We start from the raw sequence: 14,473 nt of genomic DNA, 5'->3' as shown, positions 1-14,473 counted from the left end.
CCCGGATGAATACCCCCACCGTTCCCCCCTGCCCGCAATGCGGTCTGGAAAACACCTACCCCGACGGCGAAACACTGATCTGCCCGGACTGCGGTTTCGAGTGGTCGACCGACGAAGCCAGTGACGACGCCGGTAACGATGACACCAGCGTGCGCGATGCCAACGGCAACCTGCTGGCCGACGGCGACAGCGTGATCCTGGTGAAAGACCTGAAGGTCAAGGGCGGCGGCACGCTGAAGAAGGGCACCAAGGTCAAGGGCATACGCCTGGTGGATGGTGCCGACGGGCACAACATCGACTGCAAGACCGATATGGGCAGCCTGTTGCTGAAGTCGGAATTCGTGAAAAAGGCCTGACCGCCAGCCACGCGCGATGGAGCCGATTGCAGTCATCGACTTCGAGACCACGGGCATGTCGCCCGAGACGGGCGGGCGCGCCACCGAAGTGGCCATTGTGTTGCTGGAAGACGGCCAGGTGGTGGACCGCTACCAGAGCCTGATGAACGCCGGGGTGTGGATTCCGCCGTTCATCACACAGCTGACGGGGATCACCAATGCCATGGTGCGTGAGGCCCCCCCTGCCGCCGAGGTGATGCGGGAGGCCGCGCGCTTTGTGGGCAATGCCCCCATGGTGGCGCACAACGCCTCGTTCGACCGCAAGTTCTGGCAAGGCGAACTGGCCCGGCTGGCGCTGGCGGCGCCACAGCCCTTTGCCTGCACGGTGCTGCTGTCACGCAGGCTGTACCCGCAGGCCCCCAACCACAAGCTGGGCACGCTGGTGGACTTCCACGGGCTGCCCCGAACGGGCCAGGCGCACCGTGCGCTGGCTGATGCCGAAATGGCCGCCGCCTTGCTGGGCCGCATCCAGCAGGACCTGCGCGAACAGCATGGAGTGCCGCAACCGGACCACGCCCTGCTGATGGGCCTGCAGAACTGCAACCGCGCCGCCGTGCCCCACTGGCTGCGGCAGCGCGCCGCGCAAGGCTGATCAGGGCATGGCCGGCGTGGGCAACCCCAGGTGGTAGCCCTGCGCGAAGTCGATGCCGATCTGCCGCAATGCCTGCCACAACTCTTCCGACTCCACGAACTCGGCCACCACCTTGATGCCGATGTCCTGGCACAGGTGGGTGAGGTTGCGCACCAGAGAGTGATCGATCTTGGAGTTGAGGATGTTGCGCACGAAGGCACCGTCGATCTTCACGAAGTCGAACGACAGTTCGCGCAGGTAATGGAAGGAGTTGTAGCCGCTGCCGAAGTCGTCCAGCGCGAACAGGAAGCCCTTTTCGCGCAGCGTCGTCAGGAAGGTGCGGGTGTGCGTCATGTCGCCGATGGCGTCGCGCTCCAGCAGCTCGAAGACGATGGTGCTGGGCGGAATGCCCAAGCGCGCGCAGAGCTGCTCGGCGTAACCGATGACGCCCCGCCCCTGCAGTTCCTGTACCGACAGGTTGATGAACAGCTTGACAGGTGGCTTGCCCTCGGCCATCCGGCGGTGCAAGGCATGCAGGGCGTGCTCGATGACGGCACGGTCAAGTTCGCGCCCCAGCCCGTAGCGCTCAATCGTTTCGATGAACGCACCCGCCGACACGGTTTCGCCGTTTGGCTCCCTCAGCCGCGCCAGCGTTTCGTAGGCGAACAACTCGCCGTTGTGGTCGAAGATGGGCTGGAAGTACGGCATCACCCGGTCTTCCTTTAGGGCCAGGCGCAGCTTCTCGACCAGGTCCCGGGTCAGGCGGTTGTTGCGCAGCTGGGTGCCCACCGACTCCATGGTGCCGATGCTGTCCTTGCCCTGCTCCTTGGCGCGGTACAAGCCCATGTCCACACCCGCCATCAGGTCCGAGACGGTGTCCGCGTCGCGCGGGTAGGTCACCACGCCCACCGAGGTGGTGACGTGGAAGCGCTTGCCGTCCGGCGACAAGTAGTGCTGTTCCTTGAGGCGGCGGCGCAGCTTTTCGGCTGCCACCTGTGCGCCCTCGCGCCCGGTTTCGGTGAGCATGAGGATGAACTCGTCCCCGCCGAGGCGGGCCGACAGGTCGCCCTTGCGGGTTTCGGCCTGCAGGCTTTCGGCAATGCGGCGCAGCACCATGTCGCCACAGGGGTGGCCCCAGGTGTCGTTGACGTCCTTGAAGTCGTCAAGGTCGAGCATGAGCAGCGAGAACTCGTGCCCGTGCCGCCGTGAACGGCCCACTTCGTACTCCAGCATCTCGTTGAAGTAACGGCGGTTGTGCAGGCCGGTGAGCGGGTCGTGGCTGGAGTAGTACTCCAGCTCCGACAGCGTGCGCCCCAGCGCCTTGCTGGATCCCACCACCATCACCATCACCGCCAGGATGGAGCGGATGACCGCGATCTCCTGCGGGCCGGGGCGGCGCGTGCTGGCATAGGCCACGCCCAGCAGGCCGGCAAGGTTGACGTTCTCGATCTCGGGCACCGAGACCATGACCATCTCGACGTCGTCGATGGTGCTCTGCTTTTCCAGGCTCTCGATCTCGAATTCTTCGATGTCGAGCGGCGCGTCTTCGGGCAGCTTGAGTTCGCGCAGCATGTCGCGCGCGAGCCGGTTGCGGGCCAGGCGCTTGTTCTCTTCGGTGGGGTGACCCACGTAGTACAGGTTGAGAGACAGCCCGTGCGCCTCGCCGAAGGCGATGAAGAAGAACTGGAAGGGGAAGACCTGCTGGAAGCTGTTGAGGATTTCCTGGACGAAGGTCTTCCACTGCGTGACCTTCTCGTGCGAGAGGATGATCTGCTCCAGCACCGTGCTCTGGCGTTCCAGCAGTTCCTTTTGCACCAGGGTGCCAGCCAGCTTCTGCGCGGTGTCGTCAAAGCGCAAGAGGATGCTGCGCAGGTCGGTGCGGTTGACAGCACCACGCGTCTGGCGCATCTGCACCAGCATCGGCAGGGCGGTCTCCAGGTTGCGGCAGCGCTCGATGGCCTGCCCCAGGCCTTCGAGCAGCTCACGCCGCGTCGCCTCAGGCATATCGAGCTGGCGCAGGCCATCCATCGTGCGCGTCAAGCTGGTCATCAGCTCTTCGTGCACCCCTGAAGCCATCTGGGATATGGCCTTGCTGAAGCGCTGCACGCGCATCTGGTTTTCCAGCAAGGCGGCAAAACGCTGCACCACGAACAGGCGCATGTCCGCGATGTTCTGCGGCAAGGCCGGCACTCCAGCGGCGTTCATGCTCAACGCTCCTGCGTGATGTCGGGCAGCAGGTCCATGCCGCACTCCAACTCGCGGAACCAGTTCAGGAAGGCAGGCACCGCCGCCCCCCGGTAGACCGGTCCGTGCTGGGGCGCGAGCATCTGGATGTCAAGCTTGGACACACGCTCCACCCAGGCGCGTGCGGCGCGGTTGCCACACATGTAGCGGCGGTGGAACCCGATGATGTTGGGCAGGTGCGCGTCGAAGTCGTCCACGTAGGGATCGTCGTTGTCGGACGGCATCATGGCCGCGCCGATGTCGCCGGTGAACAGCACCTTCGACACCGGGTCGTACACGTTGATCTGCCCTTCGGAGTGCAGGAAGTGCGCAGGCACCAGTTCCAGGTCGAAGCCCGGGGAGATGGTCAGGCGCATGCCGCGGTCCGGCACGGGCTCGAAACGGTGCATGTCCTCGATGCCGTAGTGCGGCACGAAGCGCGTCCAGATGTGCGAGATGTACACCGGCGCGCTGGTCATCTCCAGCCAGGTGGCAATGCCTCCGACGATGTCCGGATCCTGGTGCGACAGCACGATGGCCTTGATGCGGTCTGGCGGCAGGTAGCGCAGCAGCTCGGTGAGCACGCGCGGCATCACACCGAAGCCGCCCGGGTCCAGCAGCACACCTTCGTTACCGTGCTGGACGAGGTACTGATTGGAGCGGACGCCGTCTTCCTCTCCGGGCTCGCTTTCGTTGAGCAACACGAAGCGGTGGTCGTCGGTGTCGTACAGTTCGATGTTGTGCATTCGGGAGGTCTGAGATAGGGAACAAAAACCCTGTTTGGATTCTGGTTATCGGCGGGCAGTATAGCCACAGGTGACCTATGCCACGCCAAAGACCGTAACGCGTGACTGTGCTTTCCCGCACATACAACACCTGCAACCTTGCCCGCCAACCACCTGCCATGACCCACGTTCCCGCCACCCGCGCCCCCTACACCCACGACACCACCCGGATCGACGACCTGCGCATCAGCGCGGTGCGCCCGCTGATCACCCCTGCGCTGCTGCAGGAGTGGTTGCCCGTGACCGACGCCGCCCAGGCGCTGGTGGAGCAAAGCCGGGCGGCCATCTCGCGCGTGCTGCATGGGCAGGACGACCGGCTCGTGGTGGTGGTGGGGCCCTGCTCCATCCATGACCACGACCAGGCCATGGAATACGCACGCCTGCTCAAGTTCCAGGCCGACGCGCTGGCCAGCGAACTGCTGGTGGTGATGCGCGTGTACTTTGAAAAACCGCGCACCACCGTGGGCTGGAAGGGCTACATCAACGACCCCCACCTGGACGGCAGCTTCGCCATCAACGAGGGGCTGGAACGCGCGCGCCAGCTGCTGCTGGACGTGCTGGGCGTGGGCCTGCCCGTGGGCACCGAGTTCCTGGACCTGCTGTCGCCGCAGTTCATCAGCGACCTGGTGAGCTGGGGCGCCATTGGCGCGCGCACCACCGAAAGCCAGAGCCACCGCCAACTGGCCAGCGGCCTGAGCTGCCCGGTGGGCTTCAAGAACGGCACCGACGGCGGCGTGAAGGTGGCCACCGACGCCATCGTGGCCGCCAGCGCCCCCCATGCGTTCATGGGCATGACGAAGATGGGCCAGGCGGCCATCTTCGAGACGCGCGGCAACGACGACTGTCACGTCATTCTGCGCGGCGGCAAGCAGCCCAACTATTCGGCAGCAGACGTGCAGGCCACCTGTGCAGCGTTGCGCGCGTCCGGCTTGCGCGAGCAGGTGATGATTGACGTGTCGCACGCCAACAGCAGCAAGCAGCACCAGCGCCAGATCGACGTGGCGGCCGACGTTGCAGCCCAGGTGGCGGGCGGCGACCACCGCATCATGGGGGTAATGATCGAAAGCCACCTGAACGAAGGGCGGCAGGACATCGTGACCGGGCAGGCGCTGCGCCACGGCGTGTCGGTCACGGACGCGTGCATCGGGTTTGCGCAGACAGTGCCGGTGCTGGAAAAACTGGCCGAGGCCGTGCGCCAGCGGCGCCAGACGCCGCCGCTGGCGCACGGCTGACTTCCGGGGCAAAATCGCGGACTCCAATACCCCATAGACTATCCAGAACAGGAGCCACGATGAAGACAGCCCAGGACCTGGTGGCCGTAGCCAAGCGCGCCGTGACCGAGATTCCCGTGAACGATGCGGAGGCCGCGATCCGCGACGCCGACGTGTTGCTGGATGTGCGCGAAGCTGACGAGTTTGCCAGCGGCCACCTGCCCGGTGCGGTGCACGTGTCGCGCGGCATGCTGGAGTTCAAGCTGAGCGGCTCGCCCCAGCTCAGCGCGCGCGACCTGAAGTTCGTGATCTACTGCAAGACCAGCGGCCGCGCCGCCCTGGCGGCGGCTGCCATGAAGGAAATGGGTTACCTGAGCGTCAAGTCCATCGCTGGCGGCTACGACGCCTGGGTGGCATCGGGCAAACCCGTGGTGAAGCCGGAGTTGCCGTCGTTCGGCTGAGCGCACCGACCACCACTTGCACCGAAGGTTTTTGAGGCGTAGTCTGCAAGCCGGGCGGCGGAATCCGCAGCAAGGAGGCAGGCATGTGGAACTGGTCGGAATGGCACGGCCCCATGGGCATGGGAACGGGCGGCATCTTCATGCTGCTCCTGCTGGTGCTGGTGCTGCTGGTGGTGGTCGTGCTCATCCGCTGGATGCTGCGCAGCACCGAAGACCCGAGGCGCGAGCGGCGCACGCCCCTGGACATTCTGGAGGAGCGTTACGCCAGCGGCGAGATCGGGCGCGCGGAGTACGAGGAAAAGCGCCGCGACCTCGGCGGTTGACGCCCGTTCAGAACGGGTAGTGGCGCGGTGTGGTCTGCACGGTGATCCAGCGCAACTCGGTGAACTCGGCAATGCCTGCCTTGCCCCCGAAGCGGCCAATGCCCGAGCCCTTGACGCCGCCAAACGGCATTTGCGCCTCGTCGTGCACGGTGGGGCCGTTGACGTGGCAGATGCCCGAGTCGATCTTGCGCGCCACGTTGAAGGCGCGGGCGATGTCGCGCCCGAAGACAGCGGCGCTCAGGCCGTACTCGTTGTCGTTGGCACAGGCAATGGCCTCGGCCGTGTCCTTCACCCGCACAATGCACTTCACCGGCCCGAACGTTTCTTCCTGGTAGATGCGCATGGCGGGCGTGACATGATCGAGCACGGTGGCGGGCATCAGGGTGTTCTCGGCCTTGCCGCCGCACACCAGCCTGGCGCCCTTGGCCAGGGCATCGTCGATCAGCTCGTTGCAATGGTGCACGGTATTCATGCCGATGACCGAGCCCAGCACCACCGGCTCGGGCTTGCGCGGGTCGCCCAGCGGCAACGCCTTGGCCTTGTCGCCGAACTTCTTCACGAATTCGTCGGCCACCTTCTGGTCCACGATGATGCGCTCGGTGCTCATGCAGATCTGGCCGCTGTTGGCAAAGCAGCCGAAGGCCGCGCCGTTGACGGCATCGTCCAGGTCGGCGTCGTCAAGCACGATGAGCGGCGCCTTGCCGCCCAGTTCCAGCACCACGGGCTTGAGGTATTTGGCGCAGGTCTGCGCGATGATCTTGCCCACCTTGGTGGAGCCGGTGAAGTTGACACGGCGCACTGCTGGGTGGGCCACCATGGCTTCCACCACGGCACCCGCGTCGGCCGGGGCGTTGGTGACGTAGTTGACCACGCCGGGCGGGAAGCCCGCGTCCTGCAGGGCTTCGATGATGAGGCCATGGGTGCGCGGGCAGTTCTCGGAACCTTTGAGGATGACGGTGTTGCCGCAGGCCAGCGGCGTGGCAATGGCGCGCACACCCAGAATGACCGGGGCGTTCCACGGCGCGATGCCCAGCACCACGCCCGCAGGCTGACGCACGCCCATGGCCAGGCTGCCCGGCACGTCGGAAGGGATCACCTCGCCCGCCACCTGGGTGGTGAGGGCTGCCGCCTCGCGCAGCATGCCTGCGGCCAGCATCACGTTGAAGCCCGCCCACATGCCGGTGGCACCGGTCTCGGCAGCCACAGCTTCGATGAAGGCTGGGGTCTTGGCCTCCAGCGCGTCCGCCGCCTTGAGCAGCAGGGCACGGCGTTCGCCGGGGCCCGTATCGCTCCAAGTCTTGAAGGCTTCGGCAGCGGCTTCGCAGGCCAACACGGCGTCCGCCGGTGAGGCGGCGGGCGCGCGTGTGGCCACGGTGCCGTCGAGCGGGTTGCGGCGCTCGAAGGTGGCGCCGCGTTCTGCGGTGACTTTGAGGCCGTTGATCAGCATGGACAGGTCGGACATGGTTGCTCCTTGAAGGTCAATGTGCGGGGGAATGCGTGTTTGCGGCAGGTTGCCGGGCGTGCGCGGCACGCTCGGCAGTGGTGGTGTCGGACGCGGGCGCGCCCAGGTAGGCTTCGCGGATGACGTTGGAACGGGCCAGCAGACGTGCCGGGCCGCTGGCCACCAGCGCGCCGCGCTCCAGCACGTAGCCCCGGTCGGCCACGGCCAGTGCCTTTTTCACGTTCTGTTCCACCATCAGGACGGTGGTGCCCGCGTCGGCAATGCGCCGGGCCATGCCCAGCAGTTCATCCACCATGCGCGGGGCCAGCCCCAGGGACGGCTCGTCCAGCATCAGCAGGCGCGGCGCGCTCATCATGGCGCGCGCCACGGCGACCATCTGCTGCTCGCCGCCGCTCATGGTGCCCGCCAGCTGCTGGGCGCGCTCGCGCAGCTTGGGAAAGTCGGCAAAGGCCTGGTCCACGCGGCGCGCACGCTCGGCCTTGGGTAGCAGCCAGCCGCCCAGCTCCAGGTTCTCCAGCACCGACATCTGGGGAAAGAGCTGGCGGCCTTCGGCCACCAGTGCCACGCCAGACTGCACGATCTCGTTGGTTTTTTCGGGCAGCTCCTCGCCATCGAGCAGCACCGTGCCGCTGCGGCGGATGAGTCCGTTGAGTGCCTTGAGCAGCGTGGTCTTGCCCGCACCGTTGGGGCCGAGGATGACGGTGAGCCCAGGACGGACCTCGAAGCTCAGGCCGCGCAACACCAGGAAGTTGCCATAGCCCGCACTCAGGCCTTCGACCCGCAGGTGCGCACGCTCGCTGCCGCCCAGCGTGAAAGGGGTGTCGCGGTACCACATCATGCGGCGGTTTCCTCCATCATCTCGTCGCCCAGGTAGGCCTCGATCACCTCGGGGTGGCGCACCACTTGCGCGGGCGTGCCATCGGCTATCTTGCGGCCCTGGTGCAGCACGATCACGCGCTCCACGTGCCGTAGCAGCGTGGTCACGGCATGCTCGATCCACACCACCGTCAGGTCCAGCTCGTCGCGCATGCGGCGTATCAGCCGAGCCATCTCTTCAATCTCGGCCTCGGTCAGGCCTGCGGCCACTTCGTCGAGCAGCAGCATGCGCGGGCGCGTGGCCAGCGCCATGCCGATCTCCAGCAGGCGCTGTTGCGACGGGGTGATGGCCGAGGCAGGCAGATCGGCCTGCGCCGCAAGACCGATGAGCGACAGGATGCTGTCGGCCGTGCGCAGGGCCCAGGGCACCTGCGCCTCCTCACCCCAGAACACCCACTTGCGCGGGCGGCGGCCAGCGAACTTCAAACCGAAGGCGATGTTGTCGCGCACCGGCATGTCGGCAAACACGCGAGGGGTCTGGAAAGTGCGCGCAATGCCGTGCGCCGCATAGCGGTGCGGGCCCTTGCCACTCAGGTTGCGGCCGTCGGCCAGCAGGCGGCCGCTGGTGGGCCGTGTCACGCCCGAGATGGCGTTGAAGAAAGTCGTCTTGCCCGCGCCGTTGGGGCCGATGATGCCCACCAGCTCGCCCGGGCGAAACACCGCGTCCACGCCATCCACAGCGGTCAGGCCGCCGAAGCGCACCGTGACTTCGCGGGCTTCGAGCAAGGGCGGCAGGTGGTTTTGGGGGTGCAGCTCAGTCATAACGGTGCTCCTTGGCGCGCTGCTTGCGGCGGGCTTCGTCGCGCGCCTTGTCCCCGCTCCATTCGTAGCGGCGCTCGGCCCACCAGGCGCGGGTGTCGCTCCACCAGTCCTTGAAGGTCTCCAGTCGCAGCGACGCCAGCCCGCCCGGCAGGTACAGCACCGACAGGATCAGCAGCAGCCCGAGCGACATCATGTAGAGCTGCGGCACCTGCAGGCGCAGGGTCTCGGCCAGCACGCTGAACACGATGGCCGCGATCAACGGGCCCCACAGGGTCATGGCGCCGCCGATCAGTGCGATGAGCACCGTCTGGAAACCGATGAAGGGGTTGAACACCGTGTGCGGGTCGATGTAGGTCCAGCGCACCGACATGGCTGCCCCCACCGCGCCAGCGAAGGCAGCCGTCAGCGCAAAGCCCGCGATCTTGATGAGCCGCGTGTTCACGCCCAGGGTCTGCGCGCGCTGCTCGTCGGCCCCTATACCCCGCATGGCCAGGCCAAAGCGCGTGCGCCGCAGCACGATGGACGTGGCCACCGCCAGCACCGCCAGCAGCAGCACGGTCACGTACACGGTGTCGCGCTCAGGCACCACCATGAGCACGCGGCCTACCGTGCCGGTAACGCTCTTCTCGTAGTAGGTGATGGCGTGGCGGATCAGCTCGGTCATGCCGAAAGTGAGCACCGCGAAGTACGTGCCGCGCAGGTGCAGCACCGCCGCCCCCATCACCACAGCCACCACGGCGGCTGCCAATGCACCCGCCAGAATGACCTGCGCCCAGGGCAAGGTCTCCAGCAGCAGGGCGCTGGCGTAGGCACCAATACCGAAGAACGCCGACGTGGCCAGCGACAGGTAGCGCGTGGTGCCACAGAACAGGGCCCAGCTCGACGACAGCACCACATACATCATGCAGGTGAGCGCCATGGACAGCACGAACTCGCTGGCCAGCCCCGGCAAGGCCATGGCCCAACCCGCCAGGCCAAACAACACCAGCAGGTCGCGCACAAGAATCTGGCGTGAGTTCATGCCTTCCTCCCCTTGCGCGCGAACAAACCTTCGGGGCGCAGCAACAACACACCAATGAACACCACGTACGACAGCAGCGCCTTGAGCGATGGGTTGGTGAAGTGCATGCCCACCGCCTCAATGACGCCCAGCAGCAAACCGCCCGCCAGCGCGCCGCCCATGCTGCCAAAGCCCCCCAGCGTGATGACGATCAACGCCGTGACGGTGTAGGGTTCACCCATGGAAGGGCTGATGGTGTACGCCATGGACAACAGGCAGCCCGCCACGCCCGACAGCCCCAGGCCGATGCCGAACATCAGCGGGTGCAGGCGTTTGGTGTCGATGCCTACCAACTGCGCTCCCACGGGCGACTGCATCAGGGCTCGCACGCCCTTGCCCAGCAAGGTCATGCGCAACAGCGCGATGAGCGCCCCGGCAAACGCAAGCGCCAGCACGAACACCAGCAGCTTGTTGGCGGCGAATTGCGCGCTGCCGATGACCACCGGCTCGGTCAGGTAGTCGTAGCCGCGCAGGTCGCCGCCCCACACGTAGGACACGAAGTTCTGCACCAGGAACATCAGGCCGAAGGCCACCATCAGCCCGCGCGCCTCGAACACGTCCAGGTTGGGCGAAGTGGCGGTGAGGCGGCGAAAGCACAGCCAGTGCACTGCCAGGCCCAGGGCCATCAGCACCCCGAACGAGACAGGCAGCATCAGCAAGGGGGACAGTCCAAACTCGGTTTGCACCATCCAGGTGAGGAAGGCCCCAACCATCAGGAACTCACCGTGCGCAATGTTGAGGATGCGCATCAGCCCGTACTGAAGGTTCAGGCCCAGGGCGACGAGCGCGTAAATGCCCCCGGTGATGAGACCGGAGGCGATCAGCTCGATCCAGGCGGAAAAGGACATGGGTTACAAGTAGAAAATGCGGCCCCCGGCCAGGGCGTGGCAGCCCTGACGCAAGGACGGTTTCAACAGGGGTGGTTACCAGGCTGGCTTGCTGGGGTTGAGTGCGGCGGTGGCCACCTGCTTGGGCCAAACCACCTCGAACTCACCCTTCTGCCATTGCCCCACGGTGCCCGGGGTGCCCACGTTTTCGCTGCCGTTGAAGCGGATGTCGCCAATGATGGTCTTGTGGGTGTTGCCCGCCACGTAATCGCGGATGGCCTTGCGGTCCAGGCCCACCTTCCCGACGGCGGCAGTGAGGATTTCCAGCCCTGCCCAGCACGCGCCGCTGGCCCAGCGGTCGGGCTCCTTCTTCTGGCTGGCCACATGGGCGTCGAAATAGGCCTTGGCACCGGCGCTGGTCTTGCTGTTCCACGAGCCCATGCCCATTACCCCCTCGGCACCCGCCGGCGTCATCACCTGTTTGTAGAGCGGGAAGGCCGTGCCCACCGACGCGTAGAAAAACTTCGGGTTGAATCCGATTTCCTTGGCCTGGCGGCTGGCCAGGATGGTGTCGGGCGGGTAGGTGAAGCCCACGAAGGCGTCGGGCGCCTTGTCCTTCATCGAGCGCAGCACGGGCGACAGGTCTTTCACGCCGCCGGGGTAGCTCTTGTCTTCCACCATGGTGATGCCGCTGCCCTGCAGCGCCACCTTGAGCGCGGCAAAGTTCTCCAGCCCGAACAGGTCGTCCACATAGATGCAGGCCAGGGTCTTTACGCCATTGGCCTTGAACATGTCGATCATGGCGCCCACCATGGGCGCGGGCTGCTGCAGCAACAGGAAGAAGTAGGGCAGCTTCAGTTCCGCCAGGCGCCGGGACAGGGCCGTGGGCGCCAGGAAGGGATAGCCATACCGGTTGGCCAGCGGCGCGACAGCGAAATTGGCGCCGCTGCCCCAGGGCGGCAGCACCAGGTCCACCTTGTCGCTGCCCATGAGCTTTTCGTAGGTGCGGATCACCGTTTCCACATCGCTGCGGTCGTCGTAGCTGATCAGTTCGATCGGCCGGCGCACGCCCTTGACGTTCAGGCCGCCCGCCTGGTTCTGCTGCTCCGCCCACATCAGGTAGTTGGGCTCCTGGCTGGTCTGTGCGCCACCGGTCCAGGGACCGGTGCGGGCCATGGAATAGCCCACGCGCACAGGGCCGGACTGCGCCAGCAGATGTGGCGCCACGGACATGGCGCCGATGGTGGCAGCGGCGCCCTGCAGGACGGTTCTTCGGTTCGGATGTGCCATGGCATGTCTCCTTGCGGTGCTCTGGTTGGAATGCAACGATCGTAGGAAAACCCATGCCCCGCCGCTTTACCGAGCGTGCACAGGCCACTTGTCTGGCAGTGCAAACCGACCCGGGTTAACCCTGAACCCGCATGCCCCCAAGGGCTTGGGCACGGCGACATAATGGGCTCCTCCCCCCGTGACGGAGCCCCTCATGCAACCCTCCACCGTGATGAGCACTGACGAAGTCAGCCCCCGGGAGCGGGCCGATGCCTGGCGGGAATGGATCTGGTCCCACTTCGCCGGGCTGGAGTCCGACCTGTACGGCGACACCGACTTCGACGGCCACATGTCGGCTTCGCGCGCGGGCGACGTGGTCATGACCAAGCTCGAAGCCAATCGCCACCGTGTGCTGCGCAGCCCGGAACTGGCACGCCGGAGCGACACCGATTACCTCAAGATCGTTGCGCCCTGGCGCGGCAGCGCGGCGGTGGAGCAGCACGGCCGCCAGGCTTGGGTGCGCCCCGGCGGCTGGACAATCTACGACACCGCTGGCAGCTACGAGATAGGCAACCCCGAGCGCGTGGAGCACTTGATCGTGATGCTGCCGCGCGAGCAGCTCACCGAACGCGGCGTGCGGCTGGAACCCCTGATGGCGCGCCAGGTGGGCGGCACCAGCGGCATTTCACGCGTGGCGCTGGAGACCATGCGCAGCACCTACCTGGAGCTGCCTTCGATGAGCGTGGCCAGCGCGCGCGGGGCGGGTGAGACCATTGTGGAACTGGTGCGCCTGTCGCTGCTGGAGCTGGCAGGCCGCGAAAGCGCCACGACGCAGCTGGAGGCGTTTCGCGACCGCATCCGCGAGCACATTGGCAAACACCTGCGCGACCCGGACCTGTCGATCGAGCGCATTGCCCAGGCGCTGAACTGCAGCAAGCGCCACCTGCACAACGCGTTCGCCGACGAGGAAGACTCACTGGCCCACTACATCCTGCGCCGCCGCCTGCAGGCCTGCATGCGCGACCTGAACAACCCCGCGCTGGCACCGCGCACCATCACCGACATTGCACTGTCGTGGGGCTTCAACAACAGCGCGCATTTCAGCCGCGTGTTCCGCGAGCACACGGGGCTTTCGCCACGCGCCTTCCGCGAAGCGGCCTGCCCTCAAGCCTGACGCGCGCCGCAGGCGCGGCACACCTGCAGTGCCAGCCTGTGCAGCGCCTGCCACGGGTCGGCGGGCCAATCCTTGTTCTTCAGGCCCTTGACGATGCCGTCCACCGTGTGGGCGTCCTGCAGCCACTGGCCGAGCTGGTCCAGCTTGAGCCGGGGCAACACGCGCTCGAAGCGTTTTTCGCGCGCGCCCCACACGCGCTGTTCGCGCAAGGCCATCGGCAGCGGCTTGCCCTCGGTCACCGCGGCCTTCACGCGCCACAGGGCACGGATGTCTTCGGCCAGCGCCCAGTGCACCAGCACCGGCGCTTCGCCTTCGGCCTCCAGGCCATCGAGCATGCGCTGCGCGCGCGCGGGCTGGCCGTCCAGCACCGCCTCGGCCAGCTTGAACGGGTCGTAGCGCGCCACGTTGAGCACGGCTTCCTCCACCTGTTCAAAGCTCAGCTCGCCGGGCGGATAAAGCAGCCCCAGCTTCTGGATCTCCTGGTGCGCGGCCAGCAGGTTGCCCTCCACCCGGTCAGCCATGAAGGCCAGCGTGCGCTGGCCCATCTCGCCACCGGCCACGCGCTGGCCCTGCAGCTGCAGGCGCTGCGCGATCCAGCCGGGCAGCTGCGCGCGTTCCACGGGGTCGATGCGCACGGTGGCGCCATTGGCGTCCAGCGCGGCAAACCAGGCGCCCTTGAGGGTGGCGGCGTCGAGCCGGGGCAGCAGCACCAGCGTCAGCGTGCTGTCGTTGCCCGCAGCGGCGGCAGCCAGCTGTTGCAGGGCTTGCGAGCCCTCCTTGCCGGGCTTGCCCGAGGGAATGCGGATTTCCACCAGCTGCTTGTCGGCAAACAGGCTGAGCGAGCCGCCAGCGGCCAACACGGCGCTCCAGTCGAAATGCGCCCCCGCCACGGTGAACACGGTGCGTTCGGTGTAACCCTGGGCACGGGCCGCCGCGCGAATGGCGTCGGCCGCCTCCTGCTGCAGCAGCGGGTCGTCGCCGTGCAGGGTGTAGAGGGGGCGCAGGCCGCGCTGGAGCTGAGCGGAAAGTTGGGCGGCGGGTAGCTGCATGCGGTGGATTCTAGGCGCCCCCGCG

General features: G+C 66.6%; 15 protein-coding genes. 6 read left to right on the top strand and 9 right to left on the bottom strand.

The window, feature by feature from the left end; translation table 11 throughout:
* The first annotated feature begins 5 nt into the window (after positions 1-5).
* Together ACYVHH_RS14270 and ACYVHH_RS14265 are read left to right on the top strand one after the other, a co-directional pair.
* A complete protein-coding gene (locus tag ACYVHH_RS14270; RefSeq protein ID WP_460565859.1) occupies positions 6-356 on the top strand; it encodes a zinc ribbon domain-containing protein YjdM in 351 nt (116 codons plus the stop codon).
* Positions 357-372: 16 nt separating this feature from the next.
* Positions 373-987, top strand: a complete 615-nt coding sequence (locus ACYVHH_RS14265) for a 3'-5' exonuclease (RefSeq protein WP_460565858.1) — start codon at positions 373-375, stop codon at positions 985-987.
* Here the strand turns inward: ACYVHH_RS14265 and ACYVHH_RS14260 are convergent, their stop codons facing one another.
* Both ACYVHH_RS14260 and ACYVHH_RS14255 read right to left on the bottom strand, forming a co-directional pair.
* Entirely contained in the window at positions 988-3,171 is a 2,184-nt protein-coding gene (locus ACYVHH_RS14260) for a putative bifunctional diguanylate cyclase/phosphodiesterase (RefSeq protein ID WP_460565857.1), read from the bottom strand.
* A gap of 2 nt (positions 3,172-3,173) precedes the next feature.
* Positions 3,174-3,935 carry an oxygen-binding di-iron domain-containing protein gene (locus ACYVHH_RS14255; protein ID WP_460565856.1) on the bottom strand — a complete coding sequence of 254 codons (762 nt, stop codon included), beginning with the start codon at positions 3,933-3,935 and terminating at the stop codon, positions 3,174-3,176.
* 158 nt (positions 3,936-4,093) lie between these two features.
* Here ACYVHH_RS14255 and ACYVHH_RS14250 point away from each other — a divergent pair, with 158 nt between their 5' ends.
* The 3 genes from ACYVHH_RS14250 (at position 4,094) to ACYVHH_RS14240 (ending at position 5,969) form a co-directional block, all read left to right on the top strand.
* Positions 4,094-5,206 carry a 3-deoxy-7-phosphoheptulonate synthase gene (locus tag ACYVHH_RS14250; RefSeq protein ID WP_460565855.1) on the top strand — a complete coding sequence of 371 codons (1,113 nt, stop codon included), beginning with the start codon at positions 4,094-4,096 and terminating at the stop codon, positions 5,204-5,206.
* Between the two features lie 59 nt (positions 5,207-5,265).
* Positions 5,266-5,646, top strand: a complete 381-nt coding sequence (locus tag ACYVHH_RS14245) for a rhodanese-like domain-containing protein (protein WP_460565854.1) — start codon at positions 5,266-5,268, stop codon at positions 5,644-5,646.
* Between the two features lie 83 nt (positions 5,647-5,729).
* Positions 5,730-5,969 (top strand): SHOCT domain-containing protein, encoded by a 240-nt coding sequence (locus ACYVHH_RS14240; RefSeq protein WP_460565853.1) that lies wholly within the window; start codon positions 5,730-5,732, stop codon positions 5,967-5,969.
* A 7-nt stretch (positions 5,970-5,976) separates the two neighbouring features.
* Here the strand turns inward: ACYVHH_RS14240 and ACYVHH_RS14235 are convergent, their stop codons facing one another.
* The 6 genes from ACYVHH_RS14235 to ACYVHH_RS14210 all read right to left on the bottom strand — a co-directional run bounded on the left by ACYVHH_RS14235 (position 5,977) and on the right by ACYVHH_RS14210 (position 12,246).
* The gene (locus tag ACYVHH_RS14235) at positions 5,977-7,431 is read right to left on the bottom strand and encodes an aldehyde dehydrogenase (RefSeq protein ID WP_460565852.1); all 1,455 of its coding nucleotides are present in this window, start codon (positions 7,429-7,431) and stop codon (positions 5,977-5,979) included.
* A 16-nt stretch (positions 7,432-7,447) separates the two neighbouring features.
* Positions 7,448-8,269 (bottom strand): ABC transporter ATP-binding protein, encoded by an 822-nt coding sequence (locus ACYVHH_RS14230; RefSeq protein ID WP_460565851.1) that lies wholly within the window; start codon positions 8,267-8,269, stop codon positions 7,448-7,450.
* Positions 8,266-9,069, bottom strand: coding sequence for an ABC transporter ATP-binding protein (locus tag ACYVHH_RS14225; protein WP_460565850.1), 804 nt, complete (start codon positions 9,067-9,069; stop codon positions 8,266-8,268). The genes ACYVHH_RS14230 and ACYVHH_RS14225 overlap by 4 nt, the downstream gene beginning before the upstream one ends.
* Positions 9,062-10,090: a branched-chain amino acid ABC transporter permease gene (locus ACYVHH_RS14220; protein ID WP_460565849.1), complete on the bottom strand. Its 1,029-nt coding sequence runs from the start codon at positions 10,088-10,090 to the stop codon at positions 9,062-9,064. Before ACYVHH_RS14220 ends, ACYVHH_RS14225 begins: the two co-directional genes overlap by 8 nt.
* Entirely contained in the window at positions 10,087-10,977 is an 891-nt protein-coding gene (locus ACYVHH_RS14215; RefSeq protein ID WP_460565848.1) for a branched-chain amino acid ABC transporter permease, read from the bottom strand. Before ACYVHH_RS14215 ends, ACYVHH_RS14220 begins: the two co-directional genes overlap by 4 nt.
* Positions 10,978-11,052: 75 nt before the next feature.
* Positions 11,053-12,246, bottom strand: a complete 1,194-nt coding sequence (locus tag ACYVHH_RS14210; RefSeq protein ID WP_460565847.1) for an amino acid ABC transporter substrate-binding protein — start codon at positions 12,244-12,246, stop codon at positions 11,053-11,055.
* Between the two features lie 193 nt (positions 12,247-12,439).
* Between ACYVHH_RS14210 and ACYVHH_RS14205 the strand changes: the two genes are divergently transcribed.
* Positions 12,440-13,399 carry an AraC-like ligand-binding domain-containing protein gene (locus tag ACYVHH_RS14205; protein ID WP_460565846.1) on the top strand — a complete coding sequence of 320 codons (960 nt, stop codon included), beginning with the start codon at positions 12,440-12,442 and terminating at the stop codon, positions 13,397-13,399.
* Here ACYVHH_RS14205 and holA read toward each other — a convergent pair.
* Positions 13,390-14,448, bottom strand: coding sequence for a DNA polymerase III subunit delta (holA, locus tag ACYVHH_RS14200; protein WP_460565845.1), 1,059 nt, complete (start codon positions 14,446-14,448; stop codon positions 13,390-13,392). The genes ACYVHH_RS14205 and holA overlap by 10 nt on opposite strands.
* Positions 14,449-14,473: the final 25 nt, after the last annotated feature.

The sequence above is a fragment of the Hydrogenophaga aquatica genome, assembly GCF_054780915.1.
The sequence above is the reverse complement of the archived record's forward strand: the minus strand, read 5'-3'. Positions and strand labels throughout refer to the sequence as shown.

What these genes read in the sequence shown, in the direction of transcription:
- ACYVHH_RS14270 (WP_460565859.1), top strand. Translation starts at nt 6, where the DNA reads ATGAATACCCCCACCGTTCCCCCCTGCCCGCAATGCGGTCTGGAAAAC.
- ACYVHH_RS14265 (WP_460565858.1), top strand. Translation starts at nt 373, where the DNA reads ATGGAGCCGATTGCAGTCATCGACTTCGAGACCACGGGCATGTCGCCC.
- ACYVHH_RS14260 (WP_460565857.1), bottom strand. Translation starts at nt 3,171, where the DNA reads ATGAACGCCGCTGGAGTGCCGGCCTTGCCGCAGAACATCGCGGACATG.
- ACYVHH_RS14255 (WP_460565856.1), bottom strand. Translation starts at nt 3,935, where the DNA reads ATGCACAACATCGAACTGTACGACACCGACGACCACCGCTTCGTGTTG.
- ACYVHH_RS14250 (WP_460565855.1), top strand. Translation starts at nt 4,094, where the DNA reads ATGACCCACGTTCCCGCCACCCGCGCCCCCTACACCCACGACACCACC.
- ACYVHH_RS14245 (WP_460565854.1), top strand. Translation starts at nt 5,266, where the DNA reads ATGAAGACAGCCCAGGACCTGGTGGCCGTAGCCAAGCGCGCCGTGACC.
- ACYVHH_RS14240 (WP_460565853.1), top strand. Translation starts at nt 5,730, where the DNA reads ATGTGGAACTGGTCGGAATGGCACGGCCCCATGGGCATGGGAACGGGC.
- ACYVHH_RS14235 (WP_460565852.1), bottom strand. Translation starts at nt 7,431, where the DNA reads ATGTCCGACCTGTCCATGCTGATCAACGGCCTCAAAGTCACCGCAGAA.
- ACYVHH_RS14230 (WP_460565851.1), bottom strand. Translation starts at nt 8,269, where the DNA reads ATGATGTGGTACCGCGACACCCCTTTCACGCTGGGCGGCAGCGAGCGT.
- ACYVHH_RS14225 (WP_460565850.1), bottom strand. Translation starts at nt 9,069, where the DNA reads ATGACTGAGCTGCACCCCCAAAACCACCTGCCGCCCTTGCTCGAAGCC.
- ACYVHH_RS14220 (WP_460565849.1), bottom strand. Translation starts at nt 10,090, where the DNA reads ATGAACTCACGCCAGATTCTTGTGCGCGACCTGCTGGTGTTGTTTGGC.
- ACYVHH_RS14215 (WP_460565848.1), bottom strand. Translation starts at nt 10,977, where the DNA reads ATGTCCTTTTCCGCCTGGATCGAGCTGATCGCCTCCGGTCTCATCACC.
- ACYVHH_RS14210 (WP_460565847.1), bottom strand. Translation starts at nt 12,246, where the DNA reads ATGGCACATCCGAACCGAAGAACCGTCCTGCAGGGCGCCGCTGCCACC.
- ACYVHH_RS14205 (WP_460565846.1), top strand. Translation starts at nt 12,440, where the DNA reads ATGCAACCCTCCACCGTGATGAGCACTGACGAAGTCAGCCCCCGGGAG.
- holA (WP_460565845.1), bottom strand. Translation starts at nt 14,448, where the DNA reads ATGCAGCTACCCGCCGCCCAACTTTCCGCTCAGCTCCAGCGCGGCCTG.